This window comes from Bradyrhizobium sp. SSBR45G (assembly GCF_030159255.1).
Taxonomy (GTDB): domain Bacteria; phylum Pseudomonadota; class Alphaproteobacteria; order Rhizobiales; family Xanthobacteraceae; genus Bradyrhizobium.
Genome location: NZ_BSCT01000001.1, coordinates 593,805 through 614,486 on the forward strand (window position 1 = coordinate 593,805; position 20,682 = coordinate 614,486).

Here is a 20,682-nt window from a genome sequence, read left to right on the forward strand (position 1 = left end):
GGCCGCAACGATCTCATTCTGCCGGCTGGAACATGGCCGGACGGCCGCGCTGGCTGTCGAGCCAGCCCACCAGCCGATCCATCAGGCCGCCACCGCTCGACTCCGATGGCTGCGCGGACGACACGAACGGATCGCAATGACACTTTGCACCGCCCGCGCGCGCCATCTTCGCGACGGCCTCGGTCATCGCCGGCGCGCCGCAGGTATAGACGACGTCGTTCGGCGAGATCTCGGGCATGTGTTCGGTCGGGCGGCCGCTGCGAATCGCGGGCGAGACGTTCTGCGGCTCCGACACGATCGGGATGATCTTGACGTTCGGAAACCGCGCCAGCCGGCACAGCGCCTGATGCATGTAGAATGACTGCAGCGTGCGCGACACCACGATGAAGACGATCTCGCGCTTCGGATTCTCTGTGATGGCGGCGACCGCGATCGCCCACATCGGCGCGAAGCCGGTGCCGCTCGCGACCAGGATGATCCGGCCGCGATGCTTCTGCCGGAAGAACGCGGTGCCCAGCGGCGCGGTCAGCTTGACCCGATGACCAACCTGAATGTCGCGACCGAGCGCTGATGACACCAGGCCATCCTTCAGGATGCGGATGTGCAGATAGAGGAGATGGCTGTCGGGGGCACCGACCATCGGATAGGTCGGGCTGTAACAGCGCGTCGGGAATCCGCGATACTGCACCTTGGCGTATTGACCGGGGAAGAAACGCAGTGGCTTCGGCATTTCGAGGGTGACGCCGACGACGTCGGGCGCGAGGCGCACGAGATCACCCACCTCGCAATTCATCGTCACCGTCTCGGGCACGGGCTCGGTGATGATCTTCAGGTCCGACACCACGCGCGCCTGGCAGGCGTGAGCCATGTCGCCTTCCATGCCGCCGAACAGCTTGCCGTCGACAACCGTCACCTTGCAGGAGCCGCAGATTCCACTTCGGCAGTCATGGGGCAGATCCACGCCACTGTTGATGGCGCCGTCGAGCAGGATATCGCCCACATTCGCGTAGAACGTTTCCCTGTTGTACTGGATTTTGCAAATCTTACCCATCACTGCACCTCAAGTCGCATCGGCCGGATCTGCCTCGTATGTCGGATCTGAGTGTGATCGAAAGCCGCGACTCGCATGAAGACACCGTCCTTGATCGGAACGTCGTACTTACTTTTCGTGTCTAATTTGCGGGCAATCTCCAGCGTCCAATGGCCGGCTGCCCACCGCGCTGCGCAACGGATGTCGGCGCGGTCGCCGGTGAACTCGCCGGCGACGAGAACGCCAGGCACCACTGTCCCGATCGGTGTCTGTGCGTCCGCTTCAGCGGAATAAGGCACCGATTCGGCCTCTGTCATGAACCATCGCGAGCCTTCGCTCTCGCCGATGTTCGGATCGAGATTGATCTCGCCCATCGCCGCGGTCATTGCCGTCACGTCCTTTGGAAGGCGCTTCGGTCTCACACCCCGATTTCCAAGCCTCGCAGCCTCCCTGTCGATCACGAAATTGTCCGAATAGTTCGCGGTGCCCGGATCGGGCGCAAAGCCGCCTTTATAGGGCGCGAGGCCCTTGATCTGATCCGGCGTCGGCTCGGCCGGCGGACCGAAATGGTTGTCGTCCATCCATCCGGTCGGGCCGCCGCTCGTCGCCTTCCACAACCAGGCGTCGGCATAGAGATTCGGTGCCGGCGTGTAGTGAATGCCGCGGCCCGACAGCGTCGCCGGCTTGTCCGGCATCGGCTGCGAGCTCATGTGGAAGGTTCGGTCAGCGGCCAGGGTGATCGGCAGCGTCGTGAACAGCAGCGAGAACTTGTCCTCGTTGTAGTCGTTCTCGTCGCCCTTCTCGAAGCCGTTGTGCAGCAGATGCCAGCCATCGGCCTTCTTGATCAGCGGCAACTGTTTCAGCGACCGCGTCGGATCTTCCCAGATCACGAGGAAGTAGACCCAGGTGCCGTCATGCGCGGCCTTGATCCACACGCGCGACTCGCCGGTGCCGTCGAAATTGTCGCCCTGGTTGGTCGTCACCATGTGCGGCTGGATGTTGCGCCAGACGCGGTCCGACGAATCGCCGTCGAGCGTCGGCGCATCCGAGCTGGCGATTCGATAAACCGTGACAGTGTCCTCGGCGTAGTAGTCGGCGGCGAACATCGCCGAGCCGATCACGATGGCTGCGGCCGTCGCGACCATGAAAGGGTTCGCCTGGAAGCTCGGATTGCGGCGTCGGGAATTGCCTTTCGTCGGCGCGGGCGGACGCGTGCGGACCGGCGGCATGCGCTGCTCGGGACGCCCTCGCATCGGCTCCTCCATCCGTCGCGGCGCCGGAATCGATTCGCGCGGCCCGGGCCGTGCGGCGGGTGCTGCGGGTTTCTTTGGCGGCGCCTCGGCTTCCTCGAGCTTTTCAGACTGCTCGACCAGCATGGTGAGAAGTTCAACCGGATCGAGCTTCGGCGGCGGCGGCGGCAAGGGTGCAGGACGGAACACGCGATAGAGCTGCATCTTTCCACCGATGGCGAAGTGGACCAGGACGTGGAGCACCACGAAAGCCGGGATGACCCAGGTGGCGTACCAATGAATCATCATCGTGGCGTAGCCGGAGGCCACGCCGAAGAACAGCAGGCCACCGGTGATGATCAGCGTCGCCATCGAAAGGAACAGCACCCAGTGCAGCATCACGCTGATCGAGCCCAGCCGCGCCGGCCGGCGGCCGAGCAGACCCTTGAAACGCATCTTGTCGATGGTGACGCGGCGGCCGAGCCCGGATTTGGCGATGTAGATCATGTAGGCCACCGCGACGCTCGCGAGCACAACTCCCGCGGGCATGTGCCAGGTCCAGGTCCGATGCCGCGGCAGCAGCCAATCGAGATTGTTGGCGATCCAGGCGTGCCCCGGCGCCTCCGTGGCCATGCGCAGGCCCGTCAGGAACGCAATCACGGTCGCGCCCACCAGCGTCCAGTGCAGCAGGATCGTCCCGTAGTCGGTCTTTCGGATCTTCATGCGCGCGTCTCCCGACCTGTGCGCACGCAATCGGCGCGTCTCACCGAAGAACCGGTGACCGAATTTCGTTTCAGCGGGTCGATCCCGCACCGGATGGTCGTCGAATACGCACCCCTGACATGCGCTCCCCGATCCGAATGCAATCCCGCATCACGCGTCCCGATGATGGTGATGTAGTCCAACAACTCTTCGTCCCCCGGATACTCTCAGTGAGCAACTTTGTCGTTTGACATTGGCGTTAAGAAACCGCGCCGCCCTCCACGCCGATCGTTGCCACGCTACGATTCATCGCGACCGCTTGGATCACGCCTGTGATTGGTCAGTTGTTGCGGCCCGAGCCGGTGACGGGTTGCTCGGATCGCATGAGAACTGGCCCGCTTTGTCCTCCCTATTTTGTTCGGCCGCAGTCGTCAGACCGACCGGCGCATCGAGGCGACGCGTTCGCTGAAAGAACGCATCGACGCTGGCCGAGTGTGCTGGTCGCGCGTCCCGAGTTTGGCGTGGGAAGCTGGATGTCCATGTGTTGCCGCCGTCACCATGGTCGTCCTCCGCACCGCCGTCGAGTACCGCACACTCGTGGTGACAACGCCTGTGCATTGCACCGCAGGAAGATTTATTCGCCTTCGTGGCGTCATTCGGCCCAGACCGCGACCAATGAGCACAGAAGCAAGGTGATAGCCGGACGAATGTGTGACAGGCGTTCTGCGCAGATGATCGCCATTCAGTCGCAACTATCGAAGATCGCGAACGGATTTCGCGCGCCATCGACCGCCGCGAACAGTGCCGCATTGTTCATCGACCGCGTCAGGCTTTGCCGTCTCCCGGAGATTTCACCCCCGCAATGCTGAGACAGAAAGGGCTGCGTGTCTCATTGTTGCCGGAAAATCGTCGGCATCGACTGTCAATAGCGCTGATTGAAGCACTAGCCTTGGGAGACGCGCCTGGATGAGTCTGGCTCAAGACCGCCCCCGAAAAAAAGCCGCGGCTGCCTTAACTGACCTTCTCTCGGGAAGCGACGATCCGGTGACGCACGGCTTGCGCCAGGCCATCAAGCGCATGGCCGGCATTGGCGTGTTCAGTGGCGTCATCAACATCCTGATGCTCTCCGGCTCGGTTTATATGATGCAGGTCAATGACCGCGTCGTTCCGAGCAAGAATCTCGCGACGCTCATCGGCCTTTCGGTGATGATTCTGGCCGCGTACTTGATCCAGGGCTATTTCGACGCGCTGCGCTCGCGCATGCTGTGCCGGGTCGCCACCGTATTCGACGCGAGCCTGCAGGACGCGATTCATCACGCCTTGGCCACGCTGCCCCTGCGCGGCACCAAGCCGATGCTGATGCAGCAGCCGTTGCGCGATCTCGACCAGCTCCGCGCCTTCATGTCGAGCATGGGGCCGACCGCCTTTCTCGACATGCCCTGGATTCCGATCTTCCTGATCGGCATGTTCCTGTTCCACCCGCTGATCGGCGTCACCGCCATCATCGGCACGGTGGGAATCATCTCGATGACGATGGTCACCGACCGGCTGTCGCGGCAGGCCAGCAAATCCGCCAGCGACACCAGTGCCGCGCGGCAGGTGCTTGCCGACGCCACCCAGCGCAATGCCGAGGTGATTCGCGCGCTTGGAATGCTGGATCGCTTCTCGGCGCGCTGGAACGCCGTCAACGAGCGCTATCTGAAGGATAATATCCGCGCGAGCGACGTCTATTCCAATCTTGGCGCAGCCGCCAAGGTGCTGCGCTACGTGCTGCAGTCGGGCATGCTCGGCATCGGCGCGGCGCTGGTCGTCTCCGAGCAGGCGTCCGGCGGCGTCATGATGGCCTCTTCGATCCTGATGGGCCGCGCACTCGCTCCGATCGAGATCGCGCTCGGCAGCTGGAAGCAGCTGGTCGCCGCGCGCCAGGGCATCGCGCGCCTGCGCGACGTCTGCAGGGCCACCGCGAAGCCGGAAGCGCCTCCCGTCGCGCTGCCGCGCCCCTGTCGCGAGCTGACTGTCCAGGAGCTGACGGTGTCGGCCCCCGGCACGGATCGCCCGATCGTTCACAATGTGTCTTTCTCGATCAAGGCCGGCACGGGTCTCGCGTTGCTCGGGGCAAGCGCGTCCGGCAAGACCTCGCTGTCAAAGGCGCTCGTCGGCATCTGGCCCGCGCTCAATGGCAGCGTGCGTCTCGACGGCGCGGCCCTCGATCAGTGGAGCAACGAGGATCTCGGCCGCCACATCGGCTACCTGCCGCAGGACGTCGCGCTGTTCGACGGCAGCATCGCCGACAACATCTGCCGCTTCGACGAGAATGCGAGTTCGGATGCGATCTTGAAGGCGGCGCAGATCGCCGGCGTGCACGACATCATCCTGCGGCTGCCGGAAGGCTATTCGACGCGAATCGGCCAGGGCGGCATGTCGCTGTCGGCCGGACAGCGACAGCGCGTCGGTCTTGCGCGCGCGGTGTATGGCGATCCGTTCCTCATCGTGCTCGACGAGCCGAATGCCAATCTGGACACCGACGGTGAGAACGCGCTGAGCCGCGCCATTCTGATCATGCGGCAGCAGAACCAGAGCATCGTCATCGTCATCTCGCACCGGCCGAGCGCGCTCAATGCGCTCGACATGGCGCTCGTGCTGTACGAGGGCAAGGCGATCGCCTTCGGTCCGTGTCAGGAGATCTTTGCCCGCGTCGCGGGCGCCAAGGCGCCCGCCGGCCCCGCCGTCGCGCACGCTGCCGCGGCGCCGAGGGTTGCCGCTCCGGCGGCAGCGCCAAATCCGAACGCCAGAATGCTTCGTCGCGCCGCCCCAGCAGAAAGCGCTTGATCAATGAAACACATCAACGACTTCAGGCCCTTCGATGACGACGACTATGTGCGGCCGAAAACGCGCGCCGTCGGTCCGCAGGGCGATGCTCTGATCCTCGAGCTGCAGCGGCTGCAGGGTGCGTTCGACGACGGCTCCGACGAGGATCCGCGGGCGCGTCGCGGCTCACGCGACAGCGGCAAGAAGCGCCGGCGTCCGCCGCCGGCCCAAGCCCGCGTCAAGCCGCGCAAGAAGAAGGGCAGCACGATGGGTCGCGCGCTGTCGCTGTTCGGACTCGGCGCCCAGGAGCCGCGGGAGCGACGCGGCGAAGGCATCCGCGAAATGGACTGGCAACGGCCCGCACCGGTGCGCGGCTACGAGCCGGAGCTGGCACCGCCGCCGCGCCATGCACCCGCGCGCGTGCCGACCAACAATATGGCCGTGGTCGACGTCCGAGACGCACGCCGCGACGGCGGCTTCGGTGACGCGCCCCGACTGGGACAGCAGAACCTCCCTGCCCGTCTCGGCCAGGTGCCGGCCGTTCCGCAAACCGGAGTCCGCCGGCTGGTCGGCACCGCCGGCACGGCGTTGACGACCGGCATGACGTTCATTGCCACCCAGGGAACGGCCGCCACTCTCGACGATGATTCGGACGAACTGCTGGTTCCACGCGTCGGCCGGATGTTCGAGAATGAGCTGCGCCTCGGCCTGCGCGTCCTGCTCGTCGCTGCCGTGTTCGGCGGCGGCTGGCTGACCCTGGTGCCGCTGGCCGGCGCGATCGTCGTTCCGGGCAATCTCGTCGTGCAGTCCAACGTGAAGGCCATCCAGCATCCGACCGGCGGCATCATCGCCGAGATCAAGGTCGACAACGGCAAGCGCGTTGCCGCCGGCGATCTGCTCGTGCGGCTCGACAACACCCAGAGCCAGGCCCAGCTGCAGTCGATCACCAAGCAGCTGAACGAGCAGCGCGCCAAGATCGCCCGCCTGTCCGCGGAGCGCGACGGTCTGGAGCTGCCGGACTATCCGACCACGCTGACGTCACGCGGGGACGATCCTCACGTTCGTGCGGTCATCGCCTCGGAGAACACCCTGTTCAAGGCGCGAGCCGTCACGCGCAAGAGCCAGAAGGATCTGCTGCAAGGCCGCATCGTCCAGCTCAACAACGAGATCGCCGGCATGGAGGCGCAACTCGATTCGAAGACCAAGCAGATCGACCTCATCAAGGGAGAGCTGGCGGGTGTTCAGGACCTCTACGACAAGCGCCTCGTCCCGCTGACGCGATTGACGACGCTGCAGCGGGAGGCCGCACGAATCGACGGCGAACGCGGCCAGCTGGTGTCGAGCGTCGCGGAGACGCGGTCCAAGATCAGCGAAGCCGAGCTGCAGACGGTCAAGATCGATCAGGATTTCCGCAGCGAAGTGGTCAAGGATCTCAGCGAGGCCCAGGCCAAGGAAGGCGATCTGGTCGAGAAAGGCGTCGCCGCCCGCGACCAGTTGGACCGCATCGAGATGCGCGCGCCCAACTCCGGCACGATCCACCAGCTTGCGGTTCACACCATCGGCGGCGTCATCAAGCCCGGCGAGACGGTGATGGAGCTGGTCCCCGATTCGGACGAGCTGCAGGTCGAAGGACACGTGCAGCCGAAGGACATCGATCACGTCCACACCGGACAGGATGCGATGGTCCACTTCAACGGCTTCAACCAGCACACGACGCCGAAGTTGAGCGGCCAGGTCTCGTTCGTATCGCCCGACATCACCAACGATCCGCGAACAGGTTCGACATTCTACACGGTCAGGATCACGCTGTCCGACGAGGAGCGAAAGCGGCTCGGCAACGTCAACTTGTTGCCCGGCATGCAGGCGGAGGTCTATGTCCAGACCGGCAGCCGCACGATGCTCAGCTATCTGATGAAGCCGGTTCTCGATCAGTGGCGGCGCGCCTTTGTGGAGTAATCGGGCCTGACAAGCCGCGGTCTGCGCGCTCTTCCGCAGGGAACGCAGACCGCATCGGCCATTCAGCATGAACGTTGCAAATTTTCCCCGCACCTCGGACCCGACGATGGTGCCGACAATTGCGATCCCGCATGCCGACGCCCAGCAGGGCGTGCGCGCAGGCGTGGCCGGGCAATCGACAAGGCCGCGGCTGCCGCCCCCGTCCGCCGTGCCGACACAGGAGGGTCCACAGGGCCTCCGCTTCGATTTCAACGATGGCTGCCGGGTCATGCTGCCCGACAACGGGCAGGCCTGGCGCGTCAGGATGAGCGATCTCGAGACCGCCAACGTCCTGTTCGACATCGATCTGCGTTCGGGGCACGTCAACAGCAGCAAGCGCTACTTCATCCCGTTCCGGCTCGAGGTCTGGTCGGGGCAGGAGCTGCTGCTGCGGCACGACTACAATGCCGCCGATCGAGACGTCCTGATCCAGTTTCCGGTCGGCACCATCGGCGACATCATCGGCTGGCTGAGCTACGCGGTGAAGTTCAAGGAGCTGCACCAGTGTCGTCTCACCTGCGCGATGGGAGAGCCGCTGATCGCGCTGTTCCGCGCCGCCTATCCTGACATCACGTTCGTAACGCACGAGATGATCCAGCCGGAGCGCTATTACGCCACCTACTCGGTCGCACTGTTCTTCGATGACGCCGAGCAGGTTTATCAACCCTGCGACTTCCGCCAGGTTGGATTGCATCGGACCGCGGCGCATATTCTCGGCGTCGATCCGGCGGAGCGCCCGCCGCGCATCGCGCTCAGTGAGGACAGCCGTCCCATCGCGGAGCCGTATGTCTGCATCGCGGTGCAGGCAACGACGCAATCCAAGCATTGGAACAATCCGGGCGGCTGGGAAAGCATCGTCGGTTTTCTCAAGGCGACCGGCTACCGCGTGGTCTGCATCGATCAGAAGGCGGAGCACAGCAACGGCCCATTTCGAACGCGGATCCCGGCCGGCGCCGAGGATCAGACCGGCGACCGACCGCTGCAGGAGCGCGCCCGCTGGTTGAGACACGCCGAGTTCTTCATCGGTCTTTCCTCAGGCCTGTCCTGGCTGGCCTGGGCTGCGCGCACGCCGGTCGTGCTGATCAGCGGCTTCACCCATCCCACCAACGAATTCGCGACCCCCTATCGCATCATCAACCATCACGCCTGCAACAGCTGCTGGAATGACGTCCATCATCGCTTCGATCACCAGGACGCTCTCTGGTGTCCGCGCTGGAAGGACACGCCCCGGCAATTCGAATGCACGCGCCTGATCAAGGCCGAGCAGGTCGAGGGCATGTTGCGCCGAATCCCCGGCTTCGGGCAGGGATTGCGCCCGCAGCCGCGCCCGCCGACATCGACGAATCAGCAGGCTGCGCAGCCCATGCCGGACGATGCGGGCTACGCAGCAAGCGGGGCCACAGGCCCGGCCGGCGCCGAGGAGCCGATCGCACTTGCTGCATTGCTGGCCCGCCCGCGCGGCGAGGTCCCGCATGGCGGCCTCGCTGTCGGCGTGACCGTCGCCGCCGGCAGACTGCTGGATCAGGCCGCCGCAACCATTGCGCAAGGCGACCGCAGCGCCGGCGCCAGCGATCTGGCCGGCGCGCTGCAGAACTACAAGCAGAGCATCGATATCGTCAGGCACCTGACGCAGGCCGACCCGGACAATGCCGGCTTCCAGCGCAACCTGTCGGTCGCCTTGAACCGCATCGGCGCCGTGCTGTTCGTTCAGCGCAACCTTCAGGGCGCACTTGCCGCCTATTCTGCCAGCCTCGGCATCGTCCAGAAGCTGACGGCGGCCCATCCCGGCAATGTGAGCTTCCGGCGTGATCTCGCCTGGTGCCACGCTCTGCTGGCCGACGTGCTCGGGGCCATGGGCCGCCATGCCGAAGCCTTCGAGCAGCGTCGTTCCAACGCGGCATTGATCACGCAACTCGCCACCGCCGTTCCCAGCGATTCGTCGCTGCAGCAGGCGTTGGCAATGTCTTACCAGAGCCTGGGTGATGCCTTCGTCCCGCTCGGCAACATCGACGGCGCGTTGACCGTCTACAGGATCAGCCTCGGGCTGACCAAACGCGGGCTCGATGCAAACGGGCAGGATCCGGCCTGGAACAGGCTCTACAGCAGCCTGCTGCAGAAAATCCGGGACGCGCTGCTCGCACAGCGCCAAGCCGCGCCGCCGTCCTGAGTTCGCAGGCGAGGCGATGTCGGCCTAAGAGGCATCCACGTCCAGCGCCATGAGGCATGGCCGCTGATCGCAGCGGGGTTCGCCTGCACGCGAGTGATGCGCATGCCGCCTCTCCAGAGCCGTCGAGCCCCCTGCGACACTTGACAAGCTCTGCGACCTAGTCGCAGCAGCAACTGCGCATCGGTGGGATGCAGGCAGCATCGTGACGAGAACATGCAGCTCGCGTCAGGCCGATGCAGACCACATCCCTCGCTTACCCCTGAAAATCAATCACTTAGCGGCGGATTTCGGCGCATCGTTCACAGCTCCGCGATGCCCGAACAACAACATATTTGCGGACTCCCCAACGCCTCTTTTGGCCCGATTGCTTGGAGCATATAGCGAGGTGCGACAAATTAGCGCGCGGCAGATTGGCGCGCGACACAGCATCGCACAGGCGCGGCGCGCAACTCGAACGCGCGGCGCGTCCTGCGGCAGGGCCGATGCAGTTCCGCATCGTCTGGCCAGTTTCGGTACGGGGCCCTGCCGGGCGTCGGATGAACTTGGGGAGAGATGATCCATGGCGAATAACACCTTCAACCCGACGGCCCTGGCCAACGGTACGTCGAACCTGCTGGTGCGTGCCTCCGCGCTCAATCTGTCGACGGACCTGGTGCAGGCAGGCGTCGTGTTCAACGATGCAATGCGCGCCTCGCTCGGCCTGTTCTCACAGGCGGGCAGCGGCAATTCGAATCCGTTTCTCGGCAGCTACACGACGGATCTGCACGCCGTGCAGAACGACATCGCCGCGATGCTCGCCAATCCGGGACAGGTCACGCTCGGCGGCCAGACCTTCACGCTGAACGCAACCGACACCGCGGTCCTCAACAACGTTCAGGCGCAGATCTCGACCTTGATCACTGCCGCGGGGCAGACCACCAATGCAGCGACGATCACGGCCGCAGACCAGACGCTTCATGCCGTCCAGCAGGAGATCCTGCAGGAGATCAATGGCGATGCGCATCTCTCCGGCGCGCTGAACAAGGTCAACTTCCTCGCCAACACCGGCGGCCAGGACGTCGCCTTCCAGAACACGCCGGCGGGCGCCGACGATGCGGCGACCCTGGCCGCAGCCACCGCCGGCAACACCCTCAAGGACGTCGGTCTCGTCTTCAACAAGGTCGTCGATCTCGCCTCCGGCGGCATCCACACCGGCAACCTGCAGGAGGTCACGACCGACCTCACCGCGATCTCGCAAGGCCTGACCAACATCCTCAACAACAAGACCCAGCTTGCTCAGATCGAGAACGGCGAGACCGCGAACGCGGCCGCGCTGACCACGATCCATCTGCAGACGGTGCTCGGGCAGATCAATCTCGAGCTGAACCAGTACGCCAAGGCGGAGACGACCGGCAATCAGGCCGCGTTGCGCGGCACCGCTGACAATCTGCTCGACAGCATCGACATCATCCAGGGCGACGCCAATCTGAACATGGCGGCCGGCGGCAACGGCATGCCGGGTCACGCCGGCGGCTTCGCGGAGGATCCGGGCGGGTTGACCGGCACGGTCACCAAGTTCCAGGACAACCAGGCGCAGACGAATTTCTGGGCCGCATTCCTGGCGGAAGCCAACACCATCAACGCGACACTGCAGAAGATCTCGACGGGCGGCGCACAAGCCAGTGCCGCACTGGTCACGCAGATCCAGAACTACCAGGCCTTCGGCGCCAATTTCGACGCCGCACAGGGCAACGTCTTCCGTGGCCGCTTCGACAACGAGCTGCTGAGCGGCACGCTGGAGGCCGATACCGCGGCGGCCGTAAAGGGCCTGCAGGGCATCCTGAACGGAGACACCGGCGCCGCCCTCGCCGCCGACAAGGCGATGCTCAACGCGGCTGGCCAGGGCTTCGCGGCCGACGCCATGGACGTCTCCGGCAACAACATCGCGATCGGCGGGGCGACCTATGTCGGAACGGCGACGACGGTGTCGACCGCGACATCAGTGCATGGCCTCGCCCACGGCACGATCCCCGTCACCGCAACTCCGAACATTGCCAACGGAACCGGGGGGTCCAGCACGACGCCGCCAGCGACCGGCGGCGGGACCGGCACGGGCACCGGCGGCATGCATACGACACCGGTCAATTTCAGTCCCACGGCGCTGGCCAACGGCACGTCGAACCTGCTGACCCGCGCCACCGCGATCCAGCACTCGACCGACCTGGTGCAGGCCGGCGTGGTCTTCAACGACGCCGTGCGCGCCTCGCTCGGCCTGTTCAGCCTCGCCAACAGCGGCAACTCACCGGCCTTCCTGACGAGCTACCAGGCCGACATCACGGCGGTGCAGACCGACATCGCTGCAATGCTGGCCAATCCCGGCCAGGTGACGCTCGGCGGCCATACGTTCGCATTGAACGCCACCGACACGGCGGTGCTCACCAACGTCGAGGGGCAGCTGGGCACGCTGCTGCAGGCCGCGGGCCAGTTCGCCAACGCCAGCACATCGGCAGCGGCAAGCCAGACGATCCACGCGCTGCAGCAGGAAATTCTCGGCGAGATCCACAACGACGCCCATCTGGCGACCGCGCTGAACAACGTGCCATTCCTGGCGAACACCGGAGGAATGGACGTTGCGTTCCAGACGTCGCCCGCCGGCGCTGATGATCCGGCGAGCCTCGCGGCGGCCACCGCGGGCAACAGCCTGAAGGATGTCGGTCTCGTCTTCAACAAGGCGGTCGAGCTCGCCACCGGCGGCATCAACACCGGCAATCTCGCCGAGGTCAACGCTGATCTCACCGCGGTCCAGCACGGCTTGACCGCCATCCTCAACAACAAGACGCAGCTCGCGCAGATCGAGGCCGGCGAAACCGCGAACGCGGCCGCACTGACCACGGTCCATCTCCAGACGGTGCTCGGGCAGATCAACCTGCAACTCAACAAATACGATGCGGCTGCGACGACCGGCAATCAGGCTGCGCTGCGCGGTACCGCCGACAATCTGCTCGACATCATCGATATCGTTCAGAACGACGCAAATCTGAACACGGCGGCTGGCGGCAACGGAGCGGCCGGTCATGCCGGCGGCTTCGCCGAGGATCCGGGCGGGCTGACCGGCACCGTCACCAAGTTCCAGGACAACCAGGCGCAAACGAACTTCTGGGCGGCCTTCCTCGCCGAAGCCAACACCATCAACGCGACGCTGCAGAAGATCTCGACCGGCGGTGCGCAGGCCAGCGCAGCCCTGATCACGCAGATCCAGAACTACCAGGCCTTCGGCGCCAATTTCGACGCCGCCCAGGGCGCCGTGTTCCAGGGCCGCTTCGACAACGAACTGCTCAGCGGCACGCTCGAGGCCGACACGGCGAATGCGGTGAAGGGCCTGCAGGGCATCCTCAACGGCGACACTGGTGCTGCGCTCGCCGCCGACAAGGCGATGATCAACGCCGCCGGCCAGGGCTTTGCGGCCGACGCGATGGACGTGTCCGGCAACAACATCCCGGTCAATGGTGGCACCTATGTCGGCACCGCGACGACTGTCTCGGCGGCGACCTCCATCAAGGGCACCGCACATGGCACCATTCCGGTGACGGCCACGCCGAACCTCGCCAATGGCACGGGTGGCACCGCAGCCGCTGGGACGACTGCGGCGGGTGGCGCAGCGGCTGGTGGCACGACCACGGCGGGTGGTACGGCGGCCGGCGGCACGACGAGCGGAGCCACGACCGGCACGTCGACGGGGACCACGGCAGGCAACAACACCGGCGCCGATCACAGCAGCCATCATCACCACGATCACAGCAGCCACGCGGCCAATACGGCGGCAGCTGCGACGGCCGGTCCCGACATGTCGCATCACCACGCGATGCATCACATGTGGGCCTAAGAGATACGACGGGAGCAGCCGCCGTGCTGCTCCCGTCGGTCGCTTTCAGGGAGTGCCGGGACGAGACCTTTTGTGCCTCCAGGCGCTCGTCGGGCGAGGAGAAAACAAGGACCTCAACGAGGAGACCAGCAAGCCGAGATGCACGATCCATTCCCCTCGACCGAGTCGGCTCTCGTTGGAACCATTCCAAGGAGAGTGCGGGGAACCATCGCAAGATCAGGGCAACTTCTTGTCTGGACGGTGCCTCGATGTGTCTCTCAATTATCGATGTTGCAAGGATGCCACGACGGAAATCAACGAGTTAGAATGTTTCCAAGCGTTGCCGTGACCCGGGTGCGACACTGAGCGCATGCCCGAACAACATCATATTTGGGGACTCGACGGCGCTTCTTTTGGCCCCATTGGAGCAAATAATTCCCAAGTGCTCTGAGGCTGCGACATTTCGCCCGCTCTGCGAGGGGTGAACGAGGTGTCGCAGCCCCGATCAACGCCCGCGTGCTGCCGAACCGCCAAGCAGCAGACGCCGGGTTGAAACTTGGGGAGATGATCTAATGGCAGCCAATACCTTCAACCCGACGGCGCTGGCGAATGGCACGTCCAATCTGCTGGTCCGCGCGTCGGCGCTGAACCTCTCGACCGACCTCGTCCAGGCCGGTGTCGTGTTCAACGACGCCACGCGTATCACGACCGGTTTGTTCTCGACGCCGCAGAACAGCGGCAACTCCAACCCGTTCCTCACCAGCTACACGACCGATCTGCATGCCGTGCAGAACGACATCGCGGCGATGCTGGCCAATCCCGGTCAGGTCACGCTCGGTGGCCAGGCGTTCACGCTGAACGCGACCGACACCGCGGTGCTCACGCAGGTTTCGAGCGAGATCACGACGCTGATCAACGCGGCGCCGAACACGGCCAATCCGGCGACGCTCGCCGAAGCCGACCAGACCATCCACAACGTGCAGGCGATGATCCTGCAGCAGATCCAGGGTGACGCGCATCTGTCGTCGGCGCTGACCAACTTCACCTTCCTCGCCAACACCGGCGCCCAGGACGTCGCCTTCCAGTCGCTTCCCGCCGGTAACGACAGCACCGCGAATCTCGCCGCCGCAACCGGCGGCGACCTCATGGCCATCGGCCAGGTGTTCAACGCAGCCGCCGATCTCGCGCTCGGCGGCATCAGCGCCAACAATCTCGGTCAGGTCACCGCGGACTTCACCGCCGTGCAGCAGGGACTGCAGGCGCTGCTCGCCGATCCGGCCAAGCTCGCCGCGCTCGAGGCGGGTCAGACGGCGGTGGCTGCACAGACCACGACGCTTCACCTGCAGACCATCCTCGGCCAGATCGGACTGCAGCTGAACAAGTACGACGCGGCCGAGGCCAACGCGAGCCCGACGGCCCTGCGCGGCACCGCCGACAACATCCTGGACATGATCGACGTGTTCCAGAATGACGCCGTGCTCAACAAGGCGGCCGGCGGCACCGGCATGCCGGGTCACGGCGGCGGCTTCTCGGAAATGCCGGGCGGTCTGACCGGGACGGTCACCAAGTTCCAGGACAACCAGGTGCAGACCAACTTCTGGGCCTCGTTCCTGGCGGAAGCCAATACGCTCGGCAACAAGCTGGTCGCGGTGGCCAACGGCACAGCGGCGGCGACACAGGATATCATCACCCAGATCGCCAACTATCAGAACTTTGGTGTGCAGTTCAACAACGCGCAAGGCGCGGTCTTCCAAGGCCGCTTCGACAACGAGCTGGCCGCGGGCGCGCTGCAGTCCGACTCGGCCATGGCCACGAAGGCGTTGCAAGGCATCTTGAACGGCGACACCGGTGCCGCGCTTGCCACCGACAACGCCATGCTGCAGGCGGCCGCCGCCAACTTCATCGGCAACGCCGGTGACATCGGTGGCAACAACATGGCCATCGGCGGCGCTAGCTACGTGGGTTCGGCAACCTCCTTCGTGACCGCCACATCGGTCAACGGCATCGCCATGGGCACGGGAGCGCCAGCCGGCGCCAACCCGAACATCGCCAATGGCACCGGCGGCACGCCTGCGAGCACCACCACTCCGGCACCGACGACACCGACGCCGACGACACCGGCTCCGACCACGCCGGCCCCGACCACCGGCGGCGGAACTACGACGACACCGGCACCGACCACTCCGGCCACCGGCGGAACGACCAACAACACCAACACCACGACGACGCATCACCACCACCATCACAGCCACGGCCACCACACGGCGGCAGCGGCGCCGGCTGGCACGGCGGCCGCGGCGTCGAGCGGTCCCGACATGTCGCATCACCACGCAATGCATCACATGTGGGCCTGACGTCGTCAGCAACGCCATCTCAATCTTGGCCGGCACAGACCTCAGGTCTGTGCCGGCCTTGTTGCGTTTGACGACGACAGCGACATCACTTCCCCCTCGCCGAGGCGTACGGCCCTCGAAGGGTTCTAGGTGGTCGATTCCGTTCGGCCCCAGCTTAGCCTCCGTTTCGCTTCAATCCGCCCGGACAACGGTTTCGGTCGAACATTCAGCAAGTTGTGATCATGAACGAGCTCGCCGTCGCCGTCCGCCCTCGCCTCGTCCCCGCACCAGCCGACGGCGGACAACCACCGACAGCCGCGATCAACGAGCGAGCCCTGCGTGTCGCCGAAGAGGCCTATCGCAAAGTGCTGGCGCTGCAGCCCCGGCATTTCCGCACCCTGTGCAGCCTGGCGATGGTCCGCCTGCAGCTCGGCGACGCGCATGAGGCGCGGACGTTGCTGGACCAGGCCGCTGAGGAGACCGGCGACTCCGCGGAACTGCACCTGTCGCTCGGCAAGACCTTCGCCGGTCTCGGCGATCTCGCCAAGGCGAGCACGCATCTGCAGCGCGCGGTCGCGCTCGACGGCACGTCGACCGAGGCGCGCTTTCTGCTCGGCAGCGCGCTCACCAGCCTTGGTGATCCCGCCAGCGCGGTGCGACACCTCGAGCAGGCGCTCGCCGACCGTCCCGGCGACGCCGATGCCCACCAGGCCCTCGGCTTCGCCCTGCAGCGGCTGGCTCAGTATGAGCGCGCGCTGTCGCATCACGAGGCCGCACTCGCGGCGCGGCCGGACTTCGCGGCGGCTGCGGCGAGTCTCGGTGACGCCTGCCGCGTGCTCGGACGGCATGCCGAAGCCATTGCGCATTATCAGCGCGCGCTCACGACCCAACCCAACGCACCGGTCGTGCTGCTGAACATCGGCGGCTGCCAGCAGGCCATTGGCCAGCTCGATGCGGCCGTGCGGACCTATCAGCAAGTCCTCGCGCTGAGTCCTCACCTCGCCGAGGCGCACTACAATCTCGCCAATCTTCATCTCGACATGAACAGCTGGCCGGCGGCCATCTTCCACTACGAACGCGCCATCGCCGAACGGCCGGATTTCCCCGAGGCCCACAACAATCTTGCCAATGCGCTGCAATCGCGCGGCAGGTCGAACGAGGCCCTGGCGCACTACGACGAGGCCTTGCGCCGGCGCCCCGACTACGCGACCGCCCACCGCAACCGCGGCGATACGCTTCGCAACATGAAGCGCTTCGAGGAGGCCATCGCGAGCTATCGGACCGCCCTCGTCCATGATCCGCGCGATACGACCACGATGAATCATCTGGCCGGCGTGCTGATGATCCTGGGACGGCTGGACGAGGCGGCGCGGGCCTATGAGTCCGCGCTGGCGATCAATCCGCGCAATGCCGGCGTGCATCTGAACTACGGTGTCGTCAAGCCGTTCAAGGTTGACGACGTGCGCTGGGCGCCGCTGCAGGAGCTGGCGGCGAACTCCGAGACGCTCAGCGAGGACGCGCGGATCGCGCTGCACTTCACCCTCGGGCGCGCCTTTGCCGACATCAAGGATGGCGAACGGTCACTGCTGCATCTCAACGCCGGAAACGGCCTCGAGCGGCGCCGCATCAACTACGACGAGAACCAGACGCTGCGCCAGATCGAACGCATCCGCGCGATCTTCTCCAAGGAGATGCTGCAGGCGCGCGCCGGCCATGGCGATCCGTCGCAGGCCCCCGTCTTCATCATCGGCATGCCGCGGTCCGGCACCAGCCTGGTCGAGCAGGTCCTGGCCAGCCATCCTGCCGTGCATGGCGCCGGCGAGGTCAACTATTTCGCCGCAGCCGCCGGGCAGTTCACCGATCGCGCCCGCGGCGACTATCCTGAGATGCTCGCCAAACTGTCCGATGCCGATTTCGGGACCCTGGCCCGCGCCTATCTGCAGCGTTTCACGGAGCTTCCGGCGGACACCAAGCGCATCGCCGACAAGATGCCGTCGAACTTCCTGTTTGCGGGGCTGATCCATCTCGCCCTGCCAAATGCCCGCATCATTCACGTCCGGCGCAATCCCATCGATACGTGCCTGTCGTGCTATACCCAGTTGTTCGCCGAGCCGCAGCCGTTTGCCTACGACCTCGCCGAACTGGGCCGCTACTTCAGGGCCTACGAGGCGCTGATGAGCCATTGGCGTGCGGTCCTGCCGCAGGGCCTCATGCTCGAGTTGTCCTACGAGGACGTCGTGCGCGACTTCGAGCCGAATGCCCGCAAGATCGTCGCGCATTGCGGGCTCGACTGGGATGAGGCCTGCCTCTCCTTCCATGAGAACGAGCGCCCGGTGAACACCGCGAGCCTGGTCCAGGTCCGCAAGCCGCTGTTCAGCGGATCGGTCGGCCGCTGGCGCATGTATGGCGACCGGCTGAAGCCGCTGCTCGATGCGCTCGGAACCGAGGCGCTGCGGCCGACGATTGCCGAGGCGATCGCCGGCGTGGCCCAGCCTCAGCCCGTGAACGTCGCCCCGCCGGTGGTCACGCCGACGACGGACTCCCGCCCGTTCGACGCCACGCGGCTTGCGTCCCTGCAGACGCTGGCAGACGGCGTCGTGGCCGTCGCCAAGAAGCTGCAGAGCCGCGGCGAAATCGGCGATGCCGAGCAGATCTTCAAGCTGATCCTTGCCGGACAGCCGGCCAATTTCGACGCCCTCGTCGGCCTCGGGATGATCTCGACCACCACCAACCGGCTCGATGAGGCCAAGGACTACTTCCAGCGCGCGGTGGCGGTGAACGACAAGTCCGCCGAGGCCCATGGCAGCATCGGCGCCGTGGAAGCCTCCGCCGGCCGCTACGATGCGGCGGTCCAGTACTACGAGACCGCGCTCGGGCTGGCGCCGAGCCATCCGGGCATCCTCTACGCCTTCGCCATGGTGCGCCAGAACCAGGGTCTGATCGAGGAGGCGATGGCCCTGCTCAGGCGGGCCATCGAGAACAAGCCACAGCACCTCGACGCGCATTTCGCGCTGGGCAACCTGCTGTATACGGCCGGCAAGGACATCGAGGCGGCGAAATGCTACCTCAAGGTCCTCGACTTCAGCCCGGAGCACGCCGAGACCCACAACAACATCGCCAATGTCCTGTTGCGCCAGGGCCATCGCGAGCGCGCGATCGAGCATTACAAGCGGGCGATCGCCAGCCGGCCCGATTATGCCGACGCCTATGGCAATCTCGGCAATGCCTATCTCGAGCTCAACCGCCTCGACGAGTCGATCGAGCAGAACCTCCTGGCCATCAAGATCAAGCCGGAGCGCTTCGGCTCCTACAACAATCTGGGCGTCGCCTACCAGGCGCTCGGCCGCTTCGAGGAGGCGACCGCGGCGTTCCAGAAGGCGCTGGAGCTGGCGCCGGACGATGCGCCGATCCATCTCAACCTCGCGAACATGTCCAAGTTCAAGCCGGAGGACAGCCGGCTGCCCAGCCTGCGGCGGCTGATCGAACGTGTCGACCAGCTCGATGAGGAGAAGCAGATCGCGGCGCATTTCGCGTTTGGCAAGGCGCTGTCCGATCTCAAGGACTACGACGCCGCTTTCTCGCATCTGCACAAGGCCAACACGCTCAAGCGCAAGAGCTTCGACTATGATCCGGAGCAGCGGCTCGCCATGATGCAGAACGTCGCCAGCCGCTTCACGCCCGAGTTCTTCCGCTCGGTCGCGGGGCATGGCGACGATTCCTGGGCGCCGATTTTCATCGTCGGCATGCCGCGCTCCGGAACGACGCTGATGGAGCAGGTGCTGGCGAGCCATTCCAAGGTGTTCGGCGCGGGCGAGCTCGAGACCTTCAAGGAGCTGGTCGGCGAATGCGCCCACCGGCAGAAGGTCGTTCCCGCCTTCCCCGACCTGATCGCGCTGCTGCCGCCGGAGGAGATGACGAAGCTCGGCCAGGACTATACGTCCCGCGTCCGCGTGCTGGCGCCGGAGGCCGAGCGCATCGTCGACAAGATGCCGCTGAACTTCCTGTTCGTCGGGCTGATCCACGCGGCGTTCCCGCGGGCCAGGATCATCAACACGCGCCGCGACCCGCTCGACAATTGCGTGTCATGCTATTCGCTGCTGTTCACCGGCGCGCAGCCGTTCGCCTACGACCTGACCGAGCTCGGCCACTACTACCGGGGCTACGAGGGCGTGATGGAGCACTGGCACAAGGTGCTGCCGCCCGGCGTCCTGATGGATGTTCACTACGAGGATCTGGTCGACGATCTCGAAGGAAGCTCGCGCCGCGTGCTCGCCCATTGCGGCCTCGACTGGGAGGATGCCTGCCTCGACTTCCACCGCACCGAGCGCATGGTGCGGACCGCGAGCCTGATGCAGGTGCGCGAGCCGATCTACCGCCGTTCGATCGGAAGCTGGCGCCGCTACGAGAAGCATCTTGGGCCGTTGTGCGAGGCACTCGGCATCGAGACTCCGCCGCCGGCGGAGACGACCTGACCGCCGGCAAATAACCGGGTGCTGTTGCCCAGGGATCGGTGACAGGCGCGGCACCCGGCTATCCGGCCGCGCGGCGGAGCGGCTTACACATTGTGCGCGAGGGCA

8 protein-coding genes are annotated in these 20,682 nt (G+C 65.5%); 6 read left to right on the plus strand and 2 right to left on the minus strand.

What is annotated here, in order from left to right:
• Window positions 1-13: 13 nt before the first annotated feature.
• Together QQL87_RS02730 and QQL87_RS02735 are read right to left on the minus strand one after the other, a co-directional pair.
• A complete protein-coding gene (locus QQL87_RS02730) occupies window positions 14-1,051 on the minus strand; it encodes a 2Fe-2S iron-sulfur cluster-binding protein (protein WP_284415927.1) in 1,038 nt (345 codons plus the stop codon).
• Window positions 1,051-2,982, minus strand: a complete 1,932-nt coding sequence (locus tag QQL87_RS02735) for an ethylbenzene dehydrogenase-related protein (protein WP_284415926.1) — start codon at window positions 2,980-2,982, stop codon at window positions 1,051-1,053. The genes QQL87_RS02730 and QQL87_RS02735 overlap by 1 nt, the downstream gene beginning before the upstream one ends.
• Before the next feature lie 1,056 nt (window positions 2,983-4,038).
• On the opposite strand from QQL87_RS02735, the gene QQL87_RS02740 reads away from it, so the two are divergent.
• The 6 genes from QQL87_RS02740 (at window position 4,039) to QQL87_RS02765 (ending at window position 20,577) form a co-directional block, all read left to right on the plus strand.
• Window positions 4,039-5,790, plus strand: coding sequence for a type I secretion system permease/ATPase (locus QQL87_RS02740; RefSeq protein ID WP_284416426.1), 1,752 nt, complete (start codon window positions 4,039-4,041; stop codon window positions 5,788-5,790).
• A 3-nt stretch (window positions 5,791-5,793) separates the two neighbouring features.
• Window positions 5,794-7,725 (plus strand): HlyD family type I secretion periplasmic adaptor subunit, encoded by a 1,932-nt coding sequence (locus QQL87_RS02745; protein WP_284415925.1) that lies wholly within the window; start codon window positions 5,794-5,796, stop codon window positions 7,723-7,725.
• Window positions 7,726-7,792: 67 nt separating this feature from the next.
• Window positions 7,793-9,931, plus strand: coding sequence for an autotransporter strand-loop-strand O-heptosyltransferase (locus QQL87_RS02750; protein WP_502871124.1), 2,139 nt, complete (start codon window positions 7,793-7,795; stop codon window positions 9,929-9,931).
• Window positions 9,932-10,490: 559 nt separating this feature from the next.
• Window positions 10,491-13,793 (plus strand): beta strand repeat-containing protein, encoded by a 3,303-nt coding sequence (locus QQL87_RS02755; protein ID WP_284415923.1) that lies wholly within the window; start codon window positions 10,491-10,493, stop codon window positions 13,791-13,793.
• Window positions 13,794-14,344: 551 nt separating this feature from the next.
• A complete protein-coding gene (locus QQL87_RS02760) occupies window positions 14,345-16,126 on the plus strand; it encodes a hypothetical protein (RefSeq protein WP_284415922.1) in 1,782 nt (593 codons plus the stop codon).
• A 221-nt stretch (window positions 16,127-16,347) separates the two neighbouring features.
• Window positions 16,348-20,577, plus strand: a complete 4,230-nt coding sequence (locus QQL87_RS02765; protein ID WP_284415921.1) for a sulfotransferase — start codon at window positions 16,348-16,350, stop codon at window positions 20,575-20,577.
• Window positions 20,578-20,682 lie beyond the last annotated feature (105 nt).